The organism is Nonomuraea sp. NPDC049480, from assembly GCF_044465905.1.
GTDB lineage: Bacteria > Actinomycetota > Actinomycetes > Streptosporangiales > Streptosporangiaceae > Nonomuraea.
This window is the reverse complement of sequence record NZ_JBITMD010000005.1, coordinates 127143-150511: the sequence shown is the minus strand read 5'-3', so window position 1 is coordinate 150511 and position 23369 is coordinate 127143. Positions and strand designations below refer to the sequence as shown.

The following is a 23369-nucleotide window of genomic DNA, read 5'->3' as shown; positions in this document are numbered from 1 at the left end:
GATTGAGGTCAAGCGTGGCCCATGATGGAGTCCATGGACGAGATGCTGCTGCTCCGGCACGGTGAGACCGAATGGAGCAAGGCGGGCAAACACACCGGACGTACGGACCTGCCTTTGACGGAGCACGGCGAGGACCAGGCCAGGGCGCTGGCGCCCCTGGTCAAGGAGCGGGAGTTCGGCCTGGTGCTGGTCTCCCCCGCCCAGCGCGCCCGGCGCACGGCGGAGCTGGCCGAGCTGGCGGGCTACGAGGTGGACGCCGACCTGTGGGAGTGGGACTACGGCGGCTACGAGGGCATCACCACGCCGAAGATCCGCGAGACCCGGCCGGGCTGGTACCTGTGGCGCGACGGCGTGACCCCCGGCGACGCCGCGCACCCCGGCGAGAGCGCCGCGCAGGTGGGGGCCCGGGCCGACCGGGTGATCGCGCGGGCCAGGGCGGCCGGCGGGCGGGTGGCGCTGGTGGCGCACGGTCACTTCCTGCGCGTCCTGGCCGCCCGCTGGCTGGGCCTGGGGCCCGAGGAGGGCAGACTGCTCAAACTGGACACGGGCACCTACTCGCGGCTCGGGTTCGAGCACGCCGAGCCGGTGCTCCTGGCCTGGAACGCGCCCGTCAGCTGACCTTGGCCCGCAGGGCCGACTCGTGCAGCGCCCTGCTGACCAGCCAGCCGCGCAGCGAGCCGAAGGCCGGGTCGTACGCCAGGGGTTGCTCCCACAGGGCGACGAACACGCTCTGGGTGATCTCCTCGGCGTACTCCTGGCTCTTGGTGACCTTGACCGCGACGCCGTACACGTGCGATCCGTGCTGGTCGTAGACGTCGGCCAGCGTGTCGAGGTCCCCGGCGGCGAGTCGTGCGCACAGCTCCACGTCGCTATTCATCGGCCTCACTCCGTGAGGCGGGCGCGGTCGCCATCAGTCACACCCCAGGGTCGCGGCGGCACGGATCAGGTCGCGGGCGAGGGCGTTGTCGCCCTCGGCGGCGTACGGGAACGCGTCCGGGAGCCATCGGTTGGCCAGCAGCCGGCAGAAGTCCACCGCGTCGGCCGAGATGAGCACGGCGACGTGGTCGGAGGTGGGCGAGAGCGGGATCGTCCAGGTGCCGCCGCCCGGGCCGGCCAGCACCACGGTCGCCGAGACGTCGCGGCGCGGCTCCCGCATGGCGCGCGGCAGCAGCGCCAGGCCGAACTCGGCGATCATGTGCACGTGCTCCTCGCGGGGCGCGGCTCTGGCGCGGTCGGTGGCGGCCCTGATGTCGTCGGCGTGCGTCCAGGTCTCGAACGTGCGCTGCACGAGCGCCTGGCGCAGCGGCGCGCGGGCCGGCCGGGTGCCGGCCAGCGCCACCTCGACGCCGAGCAGCACCTCGCTGCTGGAGGAGACACGTTCGAGCAGGTTGCCGGCCTGCTCGCGCCAGCGCCGGTGCGGCGTCATCCCGCCGGTGACCGGCACGCCCATGAAGCGCGCGATGGCGGCGTCGTTGGCCACCAGATGCTCCAGCAGGCCGGTGACCGTGCCGTGCCGGGCGATGGGGGCGTCCCACTGCGACCGGCTCAGGTCGGCCAGCAGGTCGTCCATGAGCGCGATCTGCTCGGCGTACGGCACCGCCACGGTGGCCACCCCCACCACGGCCGGGCTCCGGCGGCGGCGCGCCTTGGACAGCACCGCCTCGCGCAGCGTGGGCGGCGGCGCCCCGGCCGTGCCGGGCTGGTCGAGGAGCGCGATGGCCGCCGCGCAGTCGGGGCAGGACGCGACGTGGTCGTCGGGGCTCTGCCCGTTGTAGAGGTACGAGTCCGTCATGGACACCTCCGCAGCCGAACGCTAGCCCGGCGAAGCCCCTGGGGCCAGGCGGCAGCCGGGGAACGGTGCCAGAAGCGTCTCACGCCAGGGGCCGTCAAGGTAGTCGCGCGCCCGTTTTCCCCAGTCCAGTAGCCGGGAATCGGGCGCAACCTCGTCGTCGAGGCCCAGGGCGGCGTCGCGGGCTCGCTGGGTGGCCAGGTGGTCGTCGAGCGAGACGGCCCAGAGGGTGACCACCTCGGTGTCGCAGAACAGCACCTCGTACAGGCCGGCCAGGGTGTGGCCGTGCTCGGCGAGCACCGGGGCGCGCTCGGCGTGGACCGCGGCCAGGTAGTCGAGGGCGGCGCCGGGGCGGACCCTGGCGCTCTCGAAGAGGTAGAGCTCGGCGGCGGGCGCCTCGGCCAGCGGCGGGCAGCCCGGCACGGCGCCGAGCGGCCGCGAGAAAGCGGAGAAGCGCAGGTCGTCGATGTCGGACAGGAACAGCTTGGCGTCGACTCCCTGGTAGATCTCCATCATCTGCCGCCACCCGCCCTCCCAGCCGCCGTGGCAGTCCCAGAGCGTGACGGCCTTGAACTGCGGGTGGCCGGTGATGCCGACGGCGTAGAAGGCTCCGACGAGGTCGATCTCGCGGGACCTGATGGACTTGCCGGAGGTGAGCGCCGGAGCGGTGCGCGTCTCGTCCTCGCGTTTGTAGTCGGTCAGCCAGGTCAGGTACTCCAGGGGCCGCCTGGAGTTCATCGGCCTGAAGTCGACCTCCTCGATCAGGTGGATCGCGCGACGCACCACGCCTCCTCTACCAAGCGGTTGCTTGGCTTGAGGATAGCGATCAGGTCAGCGCTTGGGAAGGCTGGGGTCCGCGGCCGGTGAGCCACTCGAGCACCCTGCGGTGCCCCGAGGTCGCGTCCTCGTAGTGGCCCCAGTGCCAGTACCGCGGCTGGTCGCGGATGCCGGTCACCCACGTCCGGTAGGAGACGGTGGCATTGATGGTGGCGGGCGCCACACCATAAGTGCGGATCACGACCTTGCCGCCCGGCGCGAACAACACGTCGTCGGCGATCGGATACAGGGTCATCTGATCGAGCATGACCTGAATCCTCGCCGCAGGACGAGGCCGGGCGGTTACGCCTCCGGCGCACCCCCGTTAAGCAGGCGCGCCGGAGGTTAACACGGCGTTAATTGAGCAGACCGTCGAACTCTCCGTCCTTCACCCCGAGCACCAGGGCCCGGATCTCGTCGCGGGTATAGATGAGGGCAGGGCCGTCGGGGAATCGCGAGTTGCGCACCGCGATCCCGCCGTCGGGAAGCTCCGCGAGCTCCACGCAGTTGCCCTGCGAGTTGCTGTAGCGGCTCTTACGCCACGCGACCTGAGTCAGGTCGGTCGCGGGCATGCCGTTGTAGGTCTGGTTCATCTACATCTTTCTGAGAAGACCGCCGATGAGCTCGACAGTGCCCCCTGGCGTGGTGCTCTCCACGCACAACTGCTCCATGGCGGTGAGGTAAGGATCGACATCCTCACGCTTGTCCAGGTACAGGGCACCCCAGAGCTGCTCGACGTAGACAACGTCCGACAAGTCGGACTCGGGAAACCGCAAGATGCTGAACGCACCCCCTTCGGCGGCGTGCTTGCCGAACCTGAAGGGCATCACCTGGATGGTGATGTTGGGCAGGGCAGCGACCTCCAGCAGATGCTGGAGCTGCTCGCACATGACCTCCCGCCCACCGATGGTGCGCATGAGCGCAGCCTCGTCGATGACGGCCCACAACCGGGGTCCGTCTTTCTGGCTGAAGCGCTCCTGGCGCTGCATGCGCATATGCACACGGCGCTCGATTCTGTCCGGGCTCGCATCGGGATTGCCCAGCTCGAAGACCGATCGCGCGTACGCGGCCGTCTGCAGCAGGCCGGGCACGAACTGCACCTCATAGGTGCGGATCACACTGGCGGCCTCCTCCAGGCCCACGTAGGTCGTGAACCACGAGGGCAACTCGGCGGAGTACTTGTGCCACCACCCGGGGGTGTTGGCCTCGCGAACCATCTCCAAGAGGGCTCGGCGTTCGGCATCGTCGACGACGCCGTACAGGGTGAGCAGGTCTTCTACGTCACGTGTCTTGAAGCCGACGCGACCGAGCTCCATGCGACTGATCTTGGACTCGGACGCCCGGATGTGAAATCCGGCCTGTGCCCGGTCGAGACCCTTGCGCTCACGCAGGCGCCTGAGACTCGCCCCCAGCATGATGCGCCGAACGGTCGAACCGGAACCGGGCGGATCAATGGACACGTGCTGCTCCTTGGTCGTTTCCTTGCGACACAGTCTGTCACTTCACGGCCGATAGATCATGGCCGCGGACAAGATCCCCTTTCCCCCATATCAACCATTTGGTGGCAACGGTAGCGCTTGCACGGGTTGTCTGCACGTGCATTCGCTCTTGCACCTGCACGAGAGTTTCCCGCAGAATGATCTATGTGCAATCCACTACGGCGCCCAGCCAGTGGACCGCGTTCGATTGGTGGCCCCCGATCGGCTGGTGGCCGGAGGCGGCTCGCGATCTGCTGGTCCCCGGCCCGTGCGCGAGCGCCACGTTCGTGCTCCCGCCCACCCCGGCCTCGGTCCACTCCGCCCGCAGCTTCACCGTGGGCGCCCTGACGGGATGGGGCCTCGCCGAGCTGATCGACAACATGGAGCTGGTGGTCTCGGAGCTGGCGACCAACGCGCTGCGGCACGGCCTGCGCCTGGCCGAGCCGCGCCGCGAGTGCCCCGTCCACATGTCCCTCGTCCGGCGGGGGCCGCTCGTGGCCAGCGCGTTCACCGATCCCGGGTCATCGGTGCCGGTGCTGCGATACCCTGGCCCCCTTGACACCGGCGGCCTCGGACTCCACATCGTCGAATCGCTCAGCCTCCGCTGGGGGTGGTCCGCACTCGCACCCCACGGAAAGATCGTCTGGGCAGTCCTCTCCTGACCGGGGGTGATCTGCATTACCGTGGATGGTCATGGCTCACGGTGAGTCCCGCGCGCGACCCCATGAGAGTGCTGACAGATGGAAGATCACCTGCTCGGCTGGCTGCGAACACTAGACGAAGACAGGCTTGCCCGCATCCTGGCCAACAGGCCCGACGCCATCGCCGCGCCCTGGCCGCGGCGGCTCGACACGCTCGCCCAGCGGCTGGGCAACGGCTTCGCCGTGATGGAGACCCTCCAGCGGCTGCCGCTGCCGTGCCTGCAGCTGGCCGAGGCGGCGCTCGCCATGCGCGACCCCACCGCCGAGCGGCTTGCGGCCTTCGTCGACGCGCCGGCCGACGACGTGATCCGCTGGCTCGAGCGCCTCTACGACCACGCGCTGGCCTGGCCCGGCGACGACGGCGTGATCCATCTGGCGGACGGCGTCGCGCGCTGGTGGACCGCGCCGCTCGGCCTGGGCGAGCCGCTCGACCACTACCTCAACTCCTGGACGATCAGCAATGACGCGCTGCGCGCGCTCGCCCGCAACCTCGGCCTGCCCGCCCAGGGCCACAAACGCCGCACGATCACCCGCGTGGCCGAGGCGCTCGGCGCCGCCGAGCGGATCAGGGCGCTGACCGCGAGCGCGCCCGAGGGCACGCTCGCGCTGCTCGACCGGTTCGCCTGGGAAGGGCCCGCGCTGCCCGTGGACGGCGGCAGGTTCGTCGCCCACGGCACACCCGAGAAATGGTGCGCCGACCACGGCCTGCTCTTCCGGCCCAGCTGGCACGTGGCGGAGATCCCCCGCGAGGTGGCGATCTGCCTGCGCGGCCCCGGCTACCACCCGCCCTTCACGCCCGTGGCGCCCGAGGTGGCCACGATCCCGGTCGACCCCGAGGAGGTCGACCACCTGATGACGCTGGCCGCGCCGCACGTGGTCGAGCGGTGCGCGGCCCTGCTCGACAACGCGTCCAAGACGCCGCTGCCGCTGCTCAAGACCGGTGGCGTGGGCGTGCGCGAGGTGCGCCGGGTGGCCAAGGAGACCGGCTGCGACGAGGACGAGACGCGCCTGCTGCTGGAGATCTGCGCGGTGGCCAGGCTGCTGGCCTGGGACGAGCCGTCCGGCGGTCTGATCCCCACCGAGCGCTTCGACCGGTGGCGGCTGGACGAGGGTTCGGCCCGGCTGCGGGTGCTGCTGTCGGCGTGGTGGCGCATGGAGCGCTCCTCGCTCCGCAAGACCGACGGCAAGTACGGCACCGTGCTCGGCGACGACCCCGCGGGCAGCGCCGTGGCCCGGGTGCGCAGGTCGGTGCTGTCGGTGTTGTCCTGCCTGCCCGCCGGCACGGCGTTCGCCGACCGCGACAGCCTCATCGCCGGCGTCCACTGGCACGCGCCGTTGCTCGACCGGCAGCTGCTGATGGACTGCGCGCCCGCCGTGCTCGACGAGGCCAGGCTGCTCGGCCTGCTGGCCAACGACGCGCTCACCGACCTCGGCCGGGCGCTGGCCGGCCTCACCGCCAAGCCCGGGGACGAGAACGACGACTCCGTCCCCATGGTCGAGCACGACCCGGTGCTGGTAGATGTGTCCACGAGGGCGCTGGCGAGCGTGCGCAGGAGCGCCCTGTTCGGCCCCGACCTGACCGCGGTCGTCACCGGGCCGCCCTCGGCCGAGCTCGCGGCCCTGCTCGACCGGGTGGCCGAGCGCGAGTCGCGAGGCGCCGCCTCGGTGTGGCGCTTCACCCCCGACAGCGTGCGCCGGGCCCTCGACCGCGGCCACGACGCCGACGATCTGCTCGACGAGCTGGCCGCGGTGGGCGTCATCCCGCAGCCGCTCGAATACCTGGTGCGCGACACCGCGCGCAGGCACGGCGAGGTGACGGTCACCACGGTCGGGTGCGTCATCCAGGCCGGCGACCCGGCCCTGCTCGCCGAGATCGCCGCCCACCGGCGGCTGGTCCGGCTGGGCCTGCGCCTGCTGGCCCCCACCGTGCTGGTCAGCGCGGCCGGGGCCGAGCGCACGCTGGGCGCGCTGCGCGAGGTCGGCTACGCGCCGGTGCCCGTCTCCGACACCGGCGAGATCACCATCCGCCGGGCCAGGAGCGCGGAGCTGTCCGCGAGCGAGGAGCCGAACAACGGCAAGCTGATCCTGCTGCCCGGCGGCCAGGTCGCCGAGCTCTCAGACTATCCGGGCGGCCTGGAGGCGCCGGCCCACCTGTTGGCCGAGCCGCCCCCCGATCCGCGCGAGCACGCCCGCCGGCTGATCGCCGCGAGCCGGGCCGACGCCGAGACGAGCGGCCGCACCTGGGCGATCATCGGCAGGATGGCGACCAGGCTGCCGACGGCCCAGCAGTCGCTGCTGGGCTTCGTGGTGGACCGGGGCGTGCGGGCCGGGATCACGCTCACCGACGGGCTGACGGCCACGATCAGTCACGGGGAGCTCAAGGGCGCCACGCTCGACGCCTGGTGCGAGGAGGCAGGCGACTACCTGGAGTTCCCCCTCGGGGAGATCGTCGAGGTCAGGGGAGCTTTTTAGCCTTCTTCAGGTTGGCCACGAGGCCTTCGAGGAAGGTCGCGTAGCCCTGGTAGCTGTAGGGGGCCTCGGCGTTCCACGGGTAGAGCTGGCCGGCCTCGACCGCGGGGAGCTTGGCGAAGGTGGGCTTCTTCAGCATCTCCTCGGGCTTGAGCGCCTGGGTGCGGGTGTCGTAGAGGATCACGTCCGCGTCGTACTCGTCGGCGTTCTCCCAGCTCAGGGTCTGGAAGAAGCCGCCCTCATCCACCTTGGACGGCTTGACGACGTCCAGGCCCGCGTCCATGAGGTGCACGATGTCCGGGTACTCGGGCGGGTTGACCACCCACATCGCGTCCGCGCCGCCCGACATCAAAAGGATCTTGAGGTCCTTGAACTGGGCGAACTCCTTGGTGGCGGCCTCCATGCGGGCCTTGGCCTCGGGCACGCCCTGCATGTCGGCGCCGAGGGACTTGGCGAGCTCCTCGTACTTGCCGATCACCTGGGTGGCGCTGCGGCCGGTGAGCATGATGCCGGCGGTCGGGGCGACCTGCTCGATGGTGTCCTTGGACTTCGCGGGGACGTACCAGAGGTCGCCCTTGATGTACATGCTGCTGACCAGGAGGTCCGGCTGGAGCGAGATGTACTTCTCGACGTTGAACTCGTCCCACACGTTGCCCAGGCCCTCGACCTTGGTGATGTCGACGTTGCCGGCCTGCGGGTCCTTGCTGCCGTCCTTGAGCTTGTGCGGGCCGAACACCGCGATGGGGCGCACGCCGAAGTCCCACAGGGCGGCGGCCGCGCCGACCTGGGCGACGATCCGGGCGGGGACCTTGGGCTGCTGGAGCTTCTTGTCACGGTCGTCGGTGAACGACCAGCTCTGCGCGGCGGAGGATCCGGCGGGGGCGGGGGTCGCCTGGGTGCCCCCGTCGCCGCACGCCGCGAGTGTCAGGGCCGCCGCGAGTCCCGCCGTGGCCGAGAGGAAGCCTCTGCGCGCCAGTACCGGTCCCGGCATGTCCATCTCCTTAGGTTAGGCTTGCCTTGCTATCAGGCCATTAGATTAGCTTTACCTAAGCTTGACTGCGACGAGAGGGGGGTCGGGTGCGCCCGGCTGAGGACACGGCGGCGCCCGCTGTCAGGGCGGAGGAGGCCGTGAAACGGCCGGTGTGGGCGCGTCCCGCCGTACTGACCGCCGGACTGGTCGTCACGCTGGCGGTGCTGGCCCTGGTGGCGATGGCCAGCGTGGCGCTGGGTGCGCGGTCCGTGCCGTTGTCCACGGTGATCGACGCCTTCCTCGCTCCCGACGGCTCCAACGACCACACGGTGATCCGCGAGCTGCGGGTGCCGCGTACGCTGCTCGGTCTCGGCGTGGGCGCCACGCTGGGGCTGGCGGGCGCGCTCATGCAGAGCCTGACCCGCAACCCGCTGGCGGACCCGGGGCTGCTGGGCATCAACGAGGGCGCCGCGCTGGGCGTCACGCTGGCGCTGGGCCTGTTCGGGCTGAGCGATCCCGCGATCTACGTGTGGTTCGCGTTCGGCGGGGCCGCGCTGGCCTCCGTCATGGTCTACGCGCTGGCCTCGGCGGGCCGCTCGGGCTCCAGCCCGGTACGCCTCACGCTCGCCGGCGTCGCGCTCGGCATGGTCGCCACGGCGCTGGCCTCGGCCATCCTGCGCATGGACACGCAGACCTTCGACCGGATGCGGTTCTGGCTGACCGGGTCGCTGGCCGGGCAGACGGCCGACGTGCTGGTGCGGCTGGCGCCGTTCATGATCGCGGGTCTGGTGCTCGGGCTGCTGCTGGCGCGGCCGCTCAACATGCTCGCGCTCGGCGACGAGGCGGGCAAGGCGCTGGGCGTGGCGGTCAACCGCACCCGGGTGCTCACCGGGGTGGCCGTCACGCTGCTGTGCGGCGCGGCCACCGCCGCGGCCGGGCCGCTGTGGTTCGTGGGGCTGATCGTGCCGCACGCCGTACGCGCCCTGGTGGGGCCCGACCAGCGGTGGGTGCTGCCGTACTCGGCGCTGGCCGCGCCGGTGCTGCTGCTGGGCGCCGACGTGGTGGGCCGGCTCATCGCCCGTCCCGGAGAGGTGCAGGTGGGGATCGTGTGGGCGGTGATCGGCGCGCCGATCTTCATCATGCTGGCCAGGCGGAAGCGGGTGGCGGCGCTGTGATCGTTCGTGTCGGCCCCTATTCCCTGCGTCTCGCGCCCCGAGCCCTGCTCGCCGGCCTCGCCCTCGTCCTGGTCGCCTGCGCGGTGGCCGTGGCGGCGCTCTCGACGGGCGAGTTCACCGTGCCCGTGCCCGACATCGTCACCGCGCTCTTCGGCCGGGGCACGCCGGTGGCCGAGCTGATCGTGAGCAAGCTGCGGGCGCCCCGCGTGGTGACCGGGCTGCTGGTGGGGGCGGCGTTCGGGGTGAGCGGCGCGATCTTCCAGAGCCTCACCAGGAACCCCCTGGGCAGCCCCGACTTCATCGGCTTCACCGCGGGGGCCTCGACGGGCGGCATCATGGCCGTGGTCGCGGGCGGCTCCGCCGCGATGATCGCCGGTGGCGCGCTGGCGGGGTGCGTGACCACCGCCGTGCTCGTGTACGCGCTGGCCTTCCGGGGCGGCGTCCAGGGTTACCGGCTGGTCCTGGTCGGCATCGGGGCGAACGCGCTGCTGCTGGCGGTCAACTCGTACTTGCTGACCCGGGCGAACATCAACGACGCGGCCACCGCCGGCGCCTGGCTCACCGGCAGTCTCGGCGGGCGCGGCTGGGACCACGCGATCCCGGTCGCGCTGGCGCTGGCCCTGCTGCTGCCGGTGTGCCTGTACCTGGCGCGGCCGCTGCGGATGATCGAGATGGGCGACGACGCGGCCAAGGCCATGGGCATCAGGATCGAGCCGGTACGCGCGGTGGCCATCGCGGCCGGTGTGCTGCTGTCCGGCGTGGCCACCGCCGCCGCGGGCCCCGTGGTCTTCGTCGCGCTCGCCGCGCCGCAGCTCGCCCGGCGGCTCACCCGCTCCCCCGGGGTGACGATGGGCGCGTCCGCCCTGATGGGCGCCGTGTTGCTGACCGGGGCCGACCTGGCGGCGCAGCGGCTGCTCGCGCCCACCCAGTTGCCCGTCGGCGTGCTGACCGCCGCCATCGGCGGCACGTACCTCGCCCTGCTCCTGCGAAAGGACCGTCACTGATGCCCGATGTACGTTTGTCCGGCACCGGCCTGACCCTCGCCTACGACCAGCGCGTCGTGGCCACGGACCTAAGCGTGGCGATCCCCGGCGAGTCCTTCACCGTGATCATCGGCCCGAACGCGTGCGGCAAGTCCACGCTGCTGCGGGCCCTGGCCAGGATGCTCAAGCCCAAGAGCGGCGCCGTCCATCTGGACGGGAGCGTCATCACGTCGCTGCCGTCGAAGGAGGTGGCGCGGCGGCTGGGACTGCTGCCGCAGACCTCGATCGTGCCGGACGGGATCACCGTGGCGGACCTGGTGGCCCGGGGGCGCTACCCGCACCAGCGGCTCATGCGGCAGTGGTCGCGGGCCGACGAGGCGGCCGTGGCCGAGGCCATGCGGGCCACCGACGTGGCGGAGCTGGCGGACCGGATCGTGGACGAGCTGTCCGGCGGGCAGCGGCAGCGGGTGTGGCTGGCCATGGCGCTGGCGCAGGAGACGCCGATCCTGCTGCTGGACGAGCCGACCACGTTCCTGGACATCTCCCATCAGATCGAGGTGCTGGATCTCTGCGCGGACCTGCACGAGGCGGGGCGGACCATGGTGGCCGTGCTGCACGACCTGAACCAGGCGTGCCGGTACGCGACCCATCTGATCGTGATGCGGGCCGGGGAGATCGTGGCCGAGGGCGATCCGACCGAGATCGTCACCTCCGAGCTCGTGCGCCAGGTCTTCGACCTCCGCTGCGAGATCATCCCCGATCCGCAGTCCGGCACCCCGCTCATCGTCCCGGAGGCCCGCCGCCGCGTCTCTCCGGCCTCCGCCTGACCCCTCAGCCTGACCTTGGAAGGCGAGATCGTCCGGGTCCGCCGATGCCGATGATCTCGACCGTCAGGCGGAGCCGGAGGTCAGCCACCGCAGCGGGTTGTCGCGGGTGATGAGGCGGATCGTGTCCTCGCCGGTCCCCGCCTCGCGCAGGCGCGGCAGCAACGCGTGGAACAGGTGGGCGTACCCGGGGCCGCCGTACCTGCTCAGCTGGCCCACCCGGCTCAGCCCGGTGCTGATCAGCAGGCGTTCGGCGTGGCCGTCCTCGATGAGGCCGAGCGCGATCCTGGCCGCCTGGTCGGCGCCCAGGCCGAGGACCCCCAGGCTCACGTACGCCCCCGCTTCGGCGATCTTGCGGGCGGCGCCGGCGTCGGTCCCGGCGTAGCCGACGGCCACGCGCGAGCCCGGCAGGTTGTGGCCGAGGAGGATCTCCAGCAGGGCCAGGGTGTTCCTGCCGTGGGTGGCGACGGGCAGGCGGGACTGGAGCGCGGCGCGGGCGGCGGCGACCAGGCAGCGTTCCTCGACCGGCGTGGGCTCCGGGCCCCAGCAGCCGACCTCGCCGATGACGCCGGGGAACACTCCCGTGCCGTCCACGCCGCTGGAGATGTCGTTCATCAGCCGCTGGGTGAGCGTGTCCACGTCCGCGTCACGCGCGTCCGTGAACGGCTCGGCGAACAGTCCGGTCGACGCGATCACCGGCACCCGGCCGCCGGCCGCCACGCGGGCCAGCGCGGCGGCGTCGCGGCCCATGCCCATGCAGGTCAGGTCCACCACCAGGCCGAGGTCGTCGGACTGGCGCAGCTCGCGCAGTTCGGCGGTGACGGCCGGTTCCTCGTCGAGCCACCGGTACGGGTCGGAGTCGATGCCGACCGCCCAGCGCATGTCGGTACGCAGGTGCTCGTGGGGCAGAACGGGGCCGGTGACGGCGGCGGCACGGACAGGGCCGGTGACGGTGCGGAGCAGGACCTCGGGCATAGCAGACATTAACCGATGTTTACCGTAAGAAGGCTGATCCGGCGGAAATTTTACGCTGTGTCGTGTTTGGTGATTTGCTAGCCGACTGCAAGTCGCACGGAAGACGGGGCCGTATCCTTGGGTGCACACCGACTGCCGGGGGGAATTGTGCAGCTTCAGAACTCCGAAACCGGCGACGCCGACGTGATCAAAGGGGAGGCCGCCGACCACTCCCGCATGCCCGGGCGCCGGGAGGGCATCCAGGGATGGCTCGACGGCATCAGGTCCACCCGCACGGGCGCGCTCACACTGAAGATCGTGATCGGCGTGATCGGGACGGTCATGGTGGTGGGCGGGCTCATCATGGTGCCGTTCCCCGGTCCGGGCTGGCTGGTGGTCTTCGCCGGGCTGGCGGTGCTCGCGACGGAGTTCCACTGGGCGCACAAGGTCCTGGAGTTCGGCAAGCGCACGCTGCACGCCTGGACGCAGTGGTACAAACGGCAGGGCTGGACGGTCCGCATCATCATGCTCGTCGTGACCGTGGCCGTCGCCGGTGTGATCGTCTACTTCGGCCTGCGCACGCTCGGCTTCGACGTCATCGAGATCGCGCGGCGCTACATCTAGACCCGGTCGTTATGGCCGCCCGGAATCGGGTGGGCGGCTGTCTAGTGTGCGGGGCGTGATCGCCGAACTCCGCGAAATCGCCCTCGCGCTGTCCCTGACGGTTTCCGCCCCGGTCGTGGCCCAGGCAGACCTCGCGTTGCCGGGCACCGGTGGCGTGAAATATCGCGAACAGACCGGCGATCCCGTCCAGCTCACCGCGTACGGCCTCGGCACCAGGCGCGCGTACCTCAGAGCCGCCAAGGGCGACGCCTTCACCTGGGAGAAGAGCCTGTCCGAGGTGTCCGTCGCGCCCGGCGGCCGGCTCGCGTCGGGCGTGCCGTCGGCGTACCGGTCCGGCTACGACGCCCTCGTCGTCACCGACCGCACCACCGGCACGTCCACCAGGATCCGCACGGTCAGGAAGCCGCTGACCGCCTCGTACGCCTCCTGGTCCCGCGACGGCACGAAGGTCGCGCTCACCGTCGAGCGGAAGGTGGGCGGAAAGTGGCAGGTGGCCGGCTTCACGGTCGTGGACGTGGCCGCGAAGAAGGCCCGCACGGTGCGGATCTCGGGGCTGAGCCCGGAGGCGGGCTTCTGGTGGAGCCCCGACGGCAACCTCGTCTCCAGGCACGGCACCGGCCTGCGCCTCTACCGGTCGTCCGACGGCGCGGTCGTGCGGACGCTGGCGGGCGTCGGCCTGCCGACCGGCCCAGAGGACGCGTTCTCGCCGTCGGGCAGGCGCCTGGCCACGTGGTGCCCGTCGCGGTTCGAAGAGCAACTGTGCCTGGTCGACCCCATCGCCGGCCGGATCGCCCAGCGGGTGAACGTACGGCCCGAGGCCCTGTTCGGCTGGTGGGACGAGAGCCATGTCATCGCGGTCATGGCGCACCGGGGCGCCTACCGCCTGTCGGTCGTCGACCTCAAGGGGAAGGTCACGCGCGTGCTCGCGAGCGTGCCGGCCAGGACGTGGGCCGCGGAACTGTGGCTCGCCTTCACCCGGACGTCATAGATAGAGACCGGTGCCGTGGTCGGTCTCCTGCGTGGCCACCGCGTGCAGGTCGCGCTCGCGCATCACCAGGTAGACCTGCGCGTGCACCTCGACCTCGAACTGGTCCTCCGGGTTGAACAGCACCTTGTCGCCCACCTTGACCGAGCGCACGTTCGTGCCCACGCCGCACACCTCGCCCCAGGACAGCCGGTTGGCCATCTTGACCGTCGCAGGGATGACGATGCCGGAGCCGCTGCGCCGCTCCTCCGCCTCCTGCTCCAGCTTGATCATGACCCGGTCGTGCAGCATCTGAATCTCGAACTTGGGCTGTTCCACAGGCCAAGTCTACGAGTCACGGCACCCGCGGACCTCCCGTATGCCGATCACGGCAGCCTGAGCTCCGCGAACACCGGCCGGTGGTCGGTGCGCCGCAGCGACAGCACCTCGAACGCGCGCACCGCCATCCGCGAGTCCGCCAGCACGTGATCGATCGTCACCCCCGGCGACTGGACCAGAGGGCCGTTCTGCGGCCAGGTCGCCACGAACCCCTTCCCCATGACGTCGGCCGCGTCCCGGTAGCCGGCCGCCAGCAGGTCGCGCATCGGCAGGTGGTCGAGCGTGGCGTTGAAGTCGCCGGCCAGCACCCGCAGCGCCTGGCCCCCGCGCGGCAGCGCGTCCAGCCCCGCCTGCCAGCACGGCTGCCGCCCGAGCCGTTTGGGCGCGCACGGGTGCACCGAGACGATCTCGATCCGTGCCCCGCCGGGATGGCTCAGCCAGGCCCTGGCCTGCCCGAACGCGCCCAGCTTGATCATCTCTCCGGCTGTGAGCGGGTGCCGCGCGTACACGGCGGACCCACCGACCCCCGGCAGGGGCCGCGTGACGGCGTGCGGCAGCATCTTGCGCACCCCCGCCTCGTCCAGCCGCTCCATGGCGGCCGGCGTGAACTCCTGCAGCGTCAGCACGTCGGGCCTCAGCCGGTCGACCAGCCGCATCAGCTCCGCCGTGTCCGCCTGGCCCACCAGCAGGTTTGCGGCCAGCACCCGCAGCACCGGCCCCTTCGCCTCCGGGTTGCCGTCGGTCAGGGCCCGCGGCAGCACGACCGGGACCAGCCCCAGCACCGCCACGAGCGCGACGGTGCCCGCCACCCGCCGCCGCAGCAGCACGGCCAGCAGCCCGCTCAGCGCCGCCGCCACGGTCGCGTACGGCGTGTACGCCACCAGCGGCACCCACGGCCAGTCCGGCTCGAACCCGCTCAGCCGCACGGCCGCCCACAGCGCGAAAGGGGCCACCGCGATCCAGCTCATCCATGTCCGCACGTCCTGTATCGCCACAAGCCCTAACATCGGTTCACATGCGTGATGTGGAAGCCCGTGTCCTGGACGCCATCGACGAGGCCGAGACCGTGAAACTCCTGGCCGAGACCGTGCGGACCCCCAGCGTCACCGGCACCGACGCCGAGTCCGAGCTGCAGCACCGCTTCGCCCGCCTGCTCACGGAGGCCGGCATGGACGTGGACGTCTGGAAGCTCGACCTCGCCGACCTGACCGGCCGCCCCGGCTTCCCCGGCGCCGAGGCCCCCAGGACCGAGGGGTACGGCGTCGTGGCCGTCACCGGCGGCGAGGGCCCGCCCGCGCTCGCGCTCCAGGGCCACGTGGACGTCGTGCCCGTCGGTGACCTGGCCAAATGGGAGGGCAGCGATCCGTTCGCGGCCAGGATCGGCGGCGACGTGCTCTACGGCAGAGGCGCCTGCGACATGAAGGCCGGCCTCGCCGCCAACCTGGCCGTGGCCAGGGCGATCCACCGGGCCGGAGTGCGGCCGGCGCGCCCGCTGGCCGTGCACTGCGTGATCAGCGAGGAGGACGGCGGGCTCGGCGCCTTCGCCACGCTGGCCAGAGGGCACACGGCCGAGGCCGCGGTCATCACCGAGCCGACCAGCGGCACGGTCATCACGGCCAACGCGGGGGCGCTGACGTTCCGGCTGGAGATCGCCGGCCGGGCCGCGCACGGCGCCACCCGGTACGAAGGCGTCAACGCGATCGAGGTGTTCTGGCCGGTGTTCGAGGCGATCAGGCGCCTGGAGGCCGAGCGCAACCGGGACGTCCCCGGCCTGTTCCGCGGCAACGCGATGCCGTACCCGATCGAGGTCGGCACCGTGCGGGCGGGAGACTGGGCCAGCACGGTGCCCGACCTGCTGATCGCCGAAGGGCGGCTCGGGGTGCGGCTTGAGGAGGACCCTGCGGACGCGCGCGCCGCGTTCGAGCAGGCGGTCGCCGAGGTCGCGCATCCCTGGCTGCGCGACAACCCGCCCGTGGTGACGTGGCCGGGCGGCCAGTTCGCCAGCGGCCGGCTGCCCGCCGGACACGAGCTGCTCGACGAGGTGGGCCGGGCGGTCGCCGACACGACCGGCGCGCGCCCGCCCGAGTCGGCGGCGCCGTACGGGAGCGACCTGCGGCTGTACGCCGCCGGCGGGATCCCGACGCTGCACTACGGACCCGGGGACGTGCGGTTCGCGCACGCCCCGAGGGAGCAGGTCAGGCTGAGTGAGCTGCGCGAGGTCACGCGGGCACTGGCACTGCTGGCTGTGCGCCGCTGCGGAGCACTTTGAGCAGCGAGCCGGGGCTCATCAGCGACGGCGGCGGGTCGTAGAGGTTCGCCACTCTCAGGAAGCGCAGCGCCAGCTCGGGATCGTGCGCGGCGGCCGCGAGGTAGCGCTCCAGGTAGGCGTTCACCATGCGGGTCTTCGGCGTCATGACGCCCTCGACGCCGGGCATCCTGAGGTCGCCGCCGACCGTGATGTCCCACGGCGCGTCCACGATCTTGGCGATGCGCCGGAAGAACGCCTGCGGCCGCAGCTCCGCGCCGAGCAGCACCCCGGCCTCCAGCGCGGCGACCGTCATGCCCTGCCCGTAGAGCGGGTTGAACGCGCACACCGCGTCCCCCGTCACGAGCAGCCCCTCGGGGAAGCGGGCCAGCCGCTCGTAGCGGCGCCTGACGGCCGCCGGGATCCGGTACGCGCGCGGCTCGCCGATCGGGGTGGCGGTGCTGATCAGCTGGTGCAGGTCGGGAGCCGCCAGCGTGGTCGCGTAGCCGGCGAACTCGCTCAGGCCGGGCCCGGGGCCCTCGCCGTACCCGCCCATGGTGACGATCCAGCGGTCGTCCTCCAGTGCCAGCGCCACCCCGGCGCGCGGCGACTCCGGCGTGGGGCCGATGATGGTGACCAGGTCTCCGCCGAGGTCGTCCGGGCCGCGGTGGAACTCGCGTGTGCCGTACCGCACGTCGATCGGCACCCGGTCCTCCCGCGGCGGATCGTAGCCCAGCTCGCCCAGCCAGAACGGCGTGCGCGAACCCCGGCCGCCCGCGTCCACGACGAGATCGGCGGGGATCGGCCGCCCGTCGGCCAGCCGCACGCCCGTGACGCGGCCCCGCTGCGACAGGAGTCCGGTGACGATCCTGTCCCCCAGCACCCGCACGCCCGGCAGCGCGCTCACCCGGCGGCGTATCTGTCCTTCGAGCAGCGGGCGGCTGACCAGCAGACCGTCCAGGCCGCTGGCACCGCGGGCGAGCCTCTGCCCGGAGTGGATCTGCCGGGAATGGCGTTGGATGTCGCCCTTGATCGCCCCCTGCGCCACGAGCTCGGCCGAGAGGCCGGGCAGGAGCTCGTCGATGACCTCGCGGCCCCTGGCGAGCAGGCCGTGCGCGTGGCGGCTCTGCGCGACGTTCCTCCGGTGGGTGTCCACGGTGGGCAGCGTGTCCCGGTCGAGCACCGTGACCTGGGCGAACAGGCGGTGCAGCGCGGCCGCGGCCAGCAGTCCCGACATGCTCGCGCCGATGACGACGGCGTGGTCCATTGGTGTCCCCCTGTTTTCGTATGACTTCGTCTGGCAGAGGGTCGCCTGCGCTCCGGATTCCTTCCAGGTCTTTTGGCGCGTTCCACGAAAAGGGCCCGGCCGCCCGGCCGGGCCCTTTTCGCTAGACGGTCTCCCTGGACTCCACCGGCAGGCCGGCCTGGACCCAGTCCTCGATGCCCTCGACGTACCTGCGGACGTTCGTGTAGCCGAGGGCGATCAGCCGGGCCGCCACCGCCTTGCTGTTGGAGCAGGACGGGTTGGTGCAGTACGTCACGATGGGGGCGTCCTTGTCGGGGAGCCGCGTGGGGGCGTGCTCGGCGACCTCGCTCTCGACCAGCGAGATGGCCCCCGGCAGGTGCTGCTGGCCGTAATAGTGGCCACCCAGGGTGTCGACCACCGTCACGGCGCCCAGGGCGGCGTGCAGTTCGTCGCGGGTGATGACGTTCATGGTGCGCTCCGAAAGAAAATGGACTACAGTCCGGTTTGTGGATGACGGGAAATTTAGCGGACCGAGGTCCGGTTCGTCAACGGAGCCGCTGGAGCTGTTGCGCGCACGTCCGCCGAAGGAGCGCGCCGACGCGGCACGCAACCGGGAGAAGGTGCTGGCCGCGGCGGCCAGGCTGTTCGCGGAAAAGGGCGTGGAGGCGGTCTCCATGGACGCCATCGCCGCGGCCGCCGAAGTGGGCAAGGGCACGCTTTTTCGTAGATTCGGCGACAAATCCGGCCTGGCCGTGGCGCTCCTGGACACCCGCGAACGCGACCTTCAGCAACGCATCCTGTCCGGCCCGCCACCCCTGGGGCCCGGCGCGCCCGCCCGTGACCGCCTGGCCGCCTTCGTCGCCGCGTACCTGGGCTACCTCTTCGACCACCTGGACCTGGTCCGCATGTCGGAAACCGCCAGCCCGGGCGCCCGCTACCGCATCGGCGCGTACCGCTTCTGGCACCGCCACGTGTCCATCCTGCTGGCGGAGTCCCGCCCGGGGATGGACGCCGACGTCCTGTCACATGTGCTGCTGGCGGCCGTGGGCGCCGAGGCGGCGGGCGTCCTGAGGGACGAGTACGGCCGAGACCGCGCGATCGACGGCATCACCGCCCTGGCCCTGGCCGTGGTGAACCCGCCCTGACTCCGGCCGGGTCGCGGCCGCCCCGGCGGCCTCTGCCCGGCGAAGTGCCGGAACCCTGCGAGGTGCCGGCCCGGGATGAGATCCTTGTCGCGGGGACCAGGCCGGACAGACACGATCGCCGGCCGGGCCGTCCCGGTTTGCTGGGATAGCTCTTAGGATCGGGCTACGACATTCTTCTTCGCCCTTGGGGGCCCAGGTGGGGGACAGTGGCTGAGCATACGGAGCGTGGCAGCCGATTGCGCGGGCCGCTCGCCGCTCTGTCGCGCCTGAACCGGTTGGGTGACATCCCGGTCGTGTTCATGCTGGCGTGGGCCGGCTGGCTGGCCGTCCCCTGGTCGTTCAGCGGCCTGGCCCAGGCCCGCGCCGCCGCCGCGGCGGCAGCCGCGGATGCCGAGCCGCCCCAGCTGTCCGCGGGCGCGGCCACCACCCAGCAGCCCGGGCTCCAGCCGGGTGCGGCGGCGGCGTTACGGGTCGCGCCCGCATCGGCGGCACGGCCCGGCACGACGGCGGAAACGCGGCATGACGGCACCAGCCGGGTGGCATGGGGCCTGCCCGCCGCACCTGCCGCTCCCCTGAAGACGGTGCGCTCTGCGGCCGGCGCGGACGCCGTCGCCTCGGAGCGGGCCAGGATCGCGGGCGAGGTGCACGACGCCGCGGGGCATGGGCTGGCGGCCATCGCCATGCAGGCCGGGCTCGCGCTGGTCACCCTCGACGACGACCCCGAGCAGGCGCGGGCCTCGCTGCAGGCGATCAGGGAGACGAGCACGACCGTGCTCGCCCAGTTGCGGGCGGCGCTCGACGGGATCGACCCGCCCGATGGCGACCTGACGAGCCTGATCGACGGCGTCCGGGCGGCCGGGCTGCCGGTGGACGTCCAGCCCGCCGAACTCCGCGTCCCCCACCACCTGCACGGGACCGTCTACCGGGTGGTGCGCGAGTCGCTCACCAACGTCCTGCGCCACGCGGGCCCGACCAGGGCGCTCGTCCGGGTGGCGAACGATCCCTGTGAGTTCGTGCTGGAGGTGGCCGACCGGGGTGTCGGCCGGCCGGGCGCGGCCGAGGGACGCGGGCTGTCCGGCATGCGGGCCCGGGTCACCCAGGCGGGCGGCTTCCTCGTCGCCGGGCCGCGCGAGGGCGGCGGTTTCCAGGTGGTGGCCAGATTCCCGCAGGTCTCGGTGTGAACGGTCGTGAGGTGCCGGGAGAGGTCGTGCGGGTGGCGATCGCCGACGATCAGGCGGTCGTGCGGATGGGGCTGCGGGCGTTGCTGGAGCGGGAGCCCGGCATGGAGTGCGTGGGCGAGGCGGGTGACGGGGCGGCGGCGCTCACGTTGATGCGGCGCGTCCGCCCCGACGTGCTGCTGCTGGACATCCGCATGCCCGGCATGGACGGCCTGGCCACCCTGCGGGCCATCGCCGAGGATCCGGAGCTGCGGGGCACCAGGATCGTGGTGGTGACCACGTTCGCCATGGACGAGTATGTCTTCGCCGCCCTCCAGGCCGGCGCCAGCGGCTTCGTGCTCAAGGACAGCGCCCCCGACGAGCTGGTCAACGCGGTGCGCGTGGTCGCCGCCGGCGAGGCCCTGCTGTCCCCGGCGATCACCAGGAAGGTCATCGGCCTGTTCGGCCGGCACGGGACGGAGCCGGTCGAGGGCATCGAGACGCTCACGCGGCGGGAGCGCGAGATGGTGGCGTGGGTGGCCACCGGCAGGTCGAACGAGGAGATCGCCAAGGAGCTGGTGATCAGCCCCGACACCGTGCGAACCCACGTGAGCCGCGCCATGGTGAAGCTGCGGGCCAGGGACCGGGCCCAGCTGGTGGTGTTCGCCATGCGGGCCGGCCTGGCCGGCCCGCCCTGACGGGACGGCTACCGCAGGAAGCCCTGGTAGTTGCGCTGCTGGAGCTGGGCCTCGATCTGCTTGACGGTGTCGAGCCCCACCCCCACCATGATCAGCACGCTGGTCCCGCCGAACGGGAAGTTCTGCTGGGTGGCGGGATCGCGCAGGATCGCGAACGCCACCAGCGGCAGCAGCGCGAGCGCCCCCAGATAGGCCGCCCCGGGCGCGGTCAGCCTGGACAGCACGTACGCCAGGTAATCGGCGGTCGCCCGTCCGGGCCGGATGCCGGGCACGAACCCGCCGAAGCGCCGCATGTTGTCGGCCACCTCCACCGGGTTGAACGTGATCGACACGTAGAAGTAGGTGAATGCGACGATCAGCAGCACGTACACGGCCATGTAGAGCGGGTGCGTCCCCGTGGCGAGGTTCTGCTGCACCCACGCCCCCACGTGGTCCCCGAGCAGGGGCGCCGCCAGCGTCGGCAGGTAGAGCAGGGACGTGGTGAAGATGACCGGCACGATGCCCGCCTGGTTCACCTTCATCGGGATGTACGTGCTGCCGCCCCCGTACATGCGCCGCCCCACCATGCGCTTGGCGTACTGCACGGGCACCCGCCGCTGCGCCTGCTCCACGAACACCACGGCCGCCACCAGGAACAACCCGGCCACCGTCATGACCACGGCGCCGACCGGCGTCAGCACGAAGATCCTCGACATGTACCCCGGGAAGACGGCCACGACCTGGGTGAACATCAGAATCGACATGCCGTTCCCGATCCCCCGGTCGGTGATCAGCTCGCCGAGCCACATGACCGCGCAGGCCCCCGCCACCATGGTGAGCACGATCACCATCACCGGCAGCAGGCCGTCGTCCCGCAGCAGCGGCCGGGGGCAGCCGGGCAGCAGCTGCCCGGTCCGGGCCAGCGCGACGACGGTGCCGGCGTTCAGCAGGGAGAGCCCGACGGTCAGGTAGCGCGTGTACTGGGTGATCTTCACCTGGCCTCGCTGCCCCTCCTTCCTGAGCGCGTCGAGACGGGGCACCAGCACGGCGAACAGCTGCATGATGATGCTGGCGGTGATGTACGGCATGACCCCGAGCGCGAACACCGACAGCTGCAGCATCGCGCCCCCGCTGAGCATCTGCGCCAGGTCGAAGAGCCCGCCCTGGGCCGAGCCCACGCATTCCCGCACCGTCACCACGTCCACCCCCGGGGCGGGCACGATCTGCCCCAGCCGGAACAGCGCGATGAGCGCGAGCGTGAACAGCAGTTTCTTGCGCAGCTCCGGAATGCGGAAGGCGCGGGTCAACACGGTCAGCATGAGCAAGGAGTCTGACCGGCCCGGCGGGCGGGGTCGTCCGCCCAGGCGAGGCACCCGTATACGCAAATCCGCGTAGGCGCGGCGCGAGCGCCGCTGCCCGCGGTGGACCGCTGAACGCGGCCCGCCATAGGTTGATCTCATGACCGCGGTGTGGGTGATCAGCGGCCCGCCGGGGGCGGGCAAGTCCACGGTCGCGGCCGCGCTGCTCGCCCGCCTCTCCCCTGTGCCCGCGCTCCTGGACAAGGACACCGTGTACGGCGACTTCGTGGCCGAGGTCCTGAGAGCCCACGGCAGGCCGGACGGCGAGCGCGAGGGCCCCTGGTACGACGCGCACGTCAAACGCCACGAGTACGCGGGGCTGACCAGGCTGGCCAGGCGGATCCGCGACCACGGCTGCCCCGTGATGCTCGACGGCCCGTTCACCACCCAGGTCCACGACGCCGCCAGGTGGGCGGAGTGGGTGACGGAGCTGGGCGGAGCGCCGGTGCGGCTGCTCTGGGTCCGCTCCGACGGACCGACCCTGCGCGAGCGCCTCCTGGCCAGGGGGTACGCGCGGGACGCGGGCAAGCTGGCGGCGTTCGAGGACTACCTGAGGAACATCCGGGTGGACGAGCCGCCGGTCGTGCCGCATCTGGAGATCGACAACAGGCGCGGCGCGCCGCCGGTCGGCGAGCAGCTCACCGAAGCGGGCATCCCGCCTCAGTCCACCCGGTAGTCGTCGTCCCTGACGTCCAGGATCGCCATGTGGCCCGGCAGGTGGCCGATCGCGTACTCGACCCCGCTGGCCATGATCGCCGCCTGCGGCGTCACCCCGCACGCCCAGAACAGCGGCACCTCACCGGCCCGCACCTCCACCGGGTCGCCGAAGTCCGGGCGGGCCAGGTCGCGGATCCCGATCGCGGCGGGGTCGCCGACGTGCACCGGCGCCCCGTGCACCCGCGGGTACCGGCCGCTCACCTCGGCCGCCGTCTTCACCAGCTCGTCGGGCACCGGCCGCATCGACACGACCAGCGGCCCCGACAGGCTGCCCGAACTCTCGCAGGGGACGTCGGTGACGTACATCGGCACGTTCGTCCCCAGCTCCAGGTGCCGCACCGGCACCCCGGCCGCGAGCAGCGCGCGCTCGAAGGTGAAGCTGCAGCCGATGAGGAACGGCACGAGGTCCTCGCGCCACTCGTCCACCACCTCGTCCAGGTCGGCGACGGGCACCCCGTCCCGGTAGAGCCGGTATCCCGGCAGGTCGGTGCGCAGGTCTCCGGAGAACAGCGCGGTGGACCAGGCGCCCGGCTCGCCCACGTCGAGCACCGGGCACGCCTGGGGATTGTGGTGGGCGAACAGCAGCAGCTCGTAGCGGAGCCGGGCGGGCACGGCGATCAGGTTGGCCTGCGTCCAGCCCCGGCACCAGCCGGCGGTGGGCACCCGCTCACCGCCGCGGAAGCGCTCCCGCGCCTGCGCGGGGCTCAGGTCGGCGACGTCCACAACACGACATTACGC

At 72.0% G+C, this 23369-nt stretch carries 27 protein-coding genes; 13 read left to right on the top strand and 14 right to left on the bottom strand.

Annotation, left to right across the window (positions count from 1 at the left end):
• Positions 1-33: 33 nt before the first annotated feature.
• Positions 34-618: a histidine phosphatase family protein gene (locus ACIBX3_RS16725; protein WP_397117689.1), complete on the top strand. Its 585-nt coding sequence runs from the start codon at positions 34-36 to the stop codon at positions 616-618.
• Here ACIBX3_RS16725 and ACIBX3_RS16720 read toward each other — a convergent pair.
• The 6 genes from ACIBX3_RS16720 to ACIBX3_RS16695 all read right to left on the bottom strand — a co-directional run bounded on the left by ACIBX3_RS16720 (position 611) and on the right by ACIBX3_RS16695 (position 4020).
• Positions 611-877 (bottom strand): sigma factor, encoded by a 267-nt coding sequence (locus ACIBX3_RS16720; RefSeq protein ID WP_397117687.1) that lies wholly within the window; start codon positions 875-877, stop codon positions 611-613. The genes ACIBX3_RS16725 and ACIBX3_RS16720 overlap by 8 nt on opposite strands.
• Positions 878-910: 33 nt before the next feature.
• A complete protein-coding gene (locus ACIBX3_RS16715) occupies positions 911-1792 on the bottom strand; it encodes a maleylpyruvate isomerase family mycothiol-dependent enzyme (RefSeq protein WP_397117685.1) in 882 nt (293 codons plus the stop codon).
• A 21-nt stretch (positions 1793-1813) separates the two neighbouring features.
• Positions 1814-2572 carry a hypothetical protein gene (locus ACIBX3_RS16710; protein WP_397117683.1) on the bottom strand — a complete coding sequence of 253 codons (759 nt, stop codon included), beginning with the start codon at positions 2570-2572 and terminating at the stop codon, positions 1814-1816.
• A 43-nt stretch (positions 2573-2615) separates the two neighbouring features.
• Positions 2616-2873 carry a hypothetical protein gene (locus ACIBX3_RS16705; RefSeq protein WP_397117681.1) on the bottom strand — a complete coding sequence of 86 codons (258 nt, stop codon included), beginning with the start codon at positions 2871-2873 and terminating at the stop codon, positions 2616-2618.
• An 88-nt stretch (positions 2874-2961) separates the two neighbouring features.
• Positions 2962-3198, bottom strand: coding sequence for a DUF397 domain-containing protein (locus tag ACIBX3_RS16700; protein WP_397117679.1), 237 nt, complete (start codon positions 3196-3198; stop codon positions 2962-2964).
• Positions 3199-4020 (bottom strand): helix-turn-helix domain-containing protein, encoded by an 822-nt coding sequence (locus tag ACIBX3_RS16695; protein ID WP_397118384.1) that lies wholly within the window; start codon positions 4018-4020, stop codon positions 3199-3201. It lies immediately after the preceding gene.
• 221 nt (positions 4021-4241) lie between these two features.
• Between ACIBX3_RS16695 and ACIBX3_RS16690 the strand changes: the two genes are divergently transcribed.
• Together ACIBX3_RS16690 and ACIBX3_RS16685 are read left to right on the top strand one after the other, a co-directional pair.
• The gene (locus ACIBX3_RS16690; protein ID WP_397117677.1) at positions 4242-4745 is read left to right on the top strand and encodes an ATP-binding protein; all 504 of its coding nucleotides are present in this window, start codon (positions 4242-4244) and stop codon (positions 4743-4745) included.
• Between the two features lie 78 nt (positions 4746-4823).
• The gene (locus ACIBX3_RS16685; RefSeq protein ID WP_397117675.1) at positions 4824-7256 is read left to right on the top strand and encodes a helicase-associated domain-containing protein; all 2433 of its coding nucleotides are present in this window, start codon (positions 4824-4826) and stop codon (positions 7254-7256) included.
• Here the strand turns inward: ACIBX3_RS16685 and ACIBX3_RS16680 are convergent.
• A complete protein-coding gene (locus ACIBX3_RS16680; RefSeq protein ID WP_397117673.1) occupies positions 7240-8244 on the bottom strand; it encodes an ABC transporter substrate-binding protein in 1005 nt (334 codons plus the stop codon). The genes ACIBX3_RS16685 and ACIBX3_RS16680 overlap by 17 nt on opposite strands.
• Before the next feature lie 137 nt (positions 8245-8381).
• On the opposite strand from ACIBX3_RS16680, the gene ACIBX3_RS16675 reads away from it, so the two are divergent.
• The 3 genes from ACIBX3_RS16675 to ACIBX3_RS16665 are packed head-to-tail and all read left to right on the top strand — an operon-like array spanning position 8382 to position 11208.
• Positions 8382-9398, top strand: coding sequence for a FecCD family ABC transporter permease (locus tag ACIBX3_RS16675; protein ID WP_397117671.1), 1017 nt, complete (start codon positions 8382-8384; stop codon positions 9396-9398).
• On the top strand, positions 9395-10402 hold the full coding sequence (locus ACIBX3_RS16670; protein WP_397117669.1) for a FecCD family ABC transporter permease: 1008 nt from the start codon (positions 9395-9397) through the stop codon (positions 10400-10402). Before ACIBX3_RS16675 ends, ACIBX3_RS16670 begins: the two co-directional genes overlap by 4 nt.
• Positions 10402-11208, top strand: a complete 807-nt coding sequence (locus ACIBX3_RS16665) for an ABC transporter ATP-binding protein (RefSeq protein WP_397117667.1) — start codon at positions 10402-10404, stop codon at positions 11206-11208. The genes ACIBX3_RS16670 and ACIBX3_RS16665 overlap by 1 nt, the downstream gene beginning before the upstream one ends.
• 63 nt (positions 11209-11271) lie before the next feature.
• On the opposite strand, the gene ACIBX3_RS16660 is transcribed toward ACIBX3_RS16665, so the two are convergent.
• The gene (locus ACIBX3_RS16660; protein WP_397117665.1) at positions 11272-12180 is read right to left on the bottom strand and encodes an aryldialkylphosphatase; all 909 of its coding nucleotides are present in this window, start codon (positions 12178-12180) and stop codon (positions 11272-11274) included.
• 147 nt (positions 12181-12327) lie between these two features.
• On the opposite strand from ACIBX3_RS16660, the gene ACIBX3_RS16655 reads away from it, so the two are divergent.
• Both ACIBX3_RS16655 and ACIBX3_RS16650 read left to right on the top strand, forming a co-directional pair.
• A complete protein-coding gene (locus tag ACIBX3_RS16655; protein WP_397117663.1) occupies positions 12328-12783 on the top strand; it encodes a TIGR02611 family protein in 456 nt (151 codons plus the stop codon).
• Between the two features lie 55 nt (positions 12784-12838).
• The gene (locus tag ACIBX3_RS16650; protein ID WP_397117661.1) at positions 12839-13771 is read left to right on the top strand and encodes a hypothetical protein; all 933 of its coding nucleotides are present in this window, start codon (positions 12839-12841) and stop codon (positions 13769-13771) included.
• On the opposite strand, the gene ACIBX3_RS16645 is transcribed toward ACIBX3_RS16650, so the two are convergent.
• Entirely contained in the window at positions 13766-14086 is a 321-nt protein-coding gene (locus ACIBX3_RS16645; protein WP_127931718.1) for a co-chaperone GroES, read from the bottom strand. The two genes, ACIBX3_RS16650 and ACIBX3_RS16645, sit on opposite strands and share 6 nt — an antisense overlap.
• Positions 14087-14133: 47 nt before the next feature.
• On the bottom strand, positions 14134-15054 hold the full coding sequence (locus ACIBX3_RS16640; protein ID WP_397117659.1) for an endonuclease/exonuclease/phosphatase family protein: 921 nt from the start codon (positions 15052-15054) through the stop codon (positions 14134-14136).
• A 47-nt stretch (positions 15055-15101) separates the two neighbouring features.
• Here ACIBX3_RS16640 and ACIBX3_RS16635 point away from each other — a divergent pair, with 47 nt between their 5' ends.
• Positions 15102-16355 carry an ArgE/DapE family deacylase gene (locus ACIBX3_RS16635; RefSeq protein WP_397117657.1) on the top strand — a complete coding sequence of 418 codons (1254 nt, stop codon included), beginning with the start codon at positions 15102-15104 and terminating at the stop codon, positions 16353-16355.
• Here ACIBX3_RS16635 and ACIBX3_RS16630 read toward each other — a convergent pair.
• Both ACIBX3_RS16630 and ACIBX3_RS16625 read right to left on the bottom strand, forming a co-directional pair.
• Positions 16306-17598, bottom strand: a complete 1293-nt coding sequence (locus ACIBX3_RS16630) for an FAD-dependent oxidoreductase (RefSeq protein ID WP_397117655.1) — start codon at positions 17596-17598, stop codon at positions 16306-16308. The two genes, ACIBX3_RS16635 and ACIBX3_RS16630, sit on opposite strands and share 50 nt — an antisense overlap.
• Before the next feature lie 121 nt (positions 17599-17719).
• A complete protein-coding gene (locus ACIBX3_RS16625; protein ID WP_397117653.1) occupies positions 17720-18046 on the bottom strand; it encodes a rhodanese-like domain-containing protein in 327 nt (108 codons plus the stop codon).
• 97 nt (positions 18047-18143) lie between these two features.
• Here ACIBX3_RS16625 and ACIBX3_RS16620 point away from each other — a divergent pair, with 97 nt between their 5' ends.
• From ACIBX3_RS16620 to ACIBX3_RS16610, 3 genes are all read left to right on the top strand, one after another.
• Entirely contained in the window at positions 18144-18722 is a 579-nt protein-coding gene (locus ACIBX3_RS16620; RefSeq protein WP_397117651.1) for a TetR/AcrR family transcriptional regulator, read from the top strand.
• 206 nt (positions 18723-18928) lie between these two features.
• Positions 18929-19903 (top strand): sensor histidine kinase, encoded by a 975-nt coding sequence (locus ACIBX3_RS16615; protein WP_397117649.1) that lies wholly within the window; start codon positions 18929-18931, stop codon positions 19901-19903.
• On the top strand, positions 19900-20577 hold the full coding sequence (locus ACIBX3_RS16610; protein ID WP_397117647.1) for a response regulator: 678 nt from the start codon (positions 19900-19902) through the stop codon (positions 20575-20577). Before ACIBX3_RS16615 ends, ACIBX3_RS16610 begins: the two co-directional genes overlap by 4 nt.
• Before the next feature lie 8 nt (positions 20578-20585).
• Here the strand turns inward: ACIBX3_RS16610 and secY are convergent, their stop codons facing one another.
• Positions 20586-21875 (bottom strand): preprotein translocase subunit SecY, encoded by a 1290-nt coding sequence (gene secY / locus ACIBX3_RS16605; protein WP_397117645.1) that lies wholly within the window; start codon positions 21873-21875, stop codon positions 20586-20588.
• Positions 21876-22014: 139 nt separating this feature from the next.
• On the opposite strand from secY, the gene ACIBX3_RS16600 reads away from it, so the two are divergent.
• The gene (locus ACIBX3_RS16600; protein ID WP_397117643.1) at positions 22015-22590 is read left to right on the top strand and encodes an AAA family ATPase; all 576 of its coding nucleotides are present in this window, start codon (positions 22015-22017) and stop codon (positions 22588-22590) included.
• Here the strand turns inward: ACIBX3_RS16600 and ACIBX3_RS16595 are convergent.
• A complete protein-coding gene (locus tag ACIBX3_RS16595; RefSeq protein WP_397117641.1) occupies positions 22575-23354 on the bottom strand; it encodes a putative hydro-lyase in 780 nt (259 codons plus the stop codon). The two genes, ACIBX3_RS16600 and ACIBX3_RS16595, sit on opposite strands and share 16 nt — an antisense overlap.
• Positions 23355-23369 lie beyond the last annotated feature (15 nt).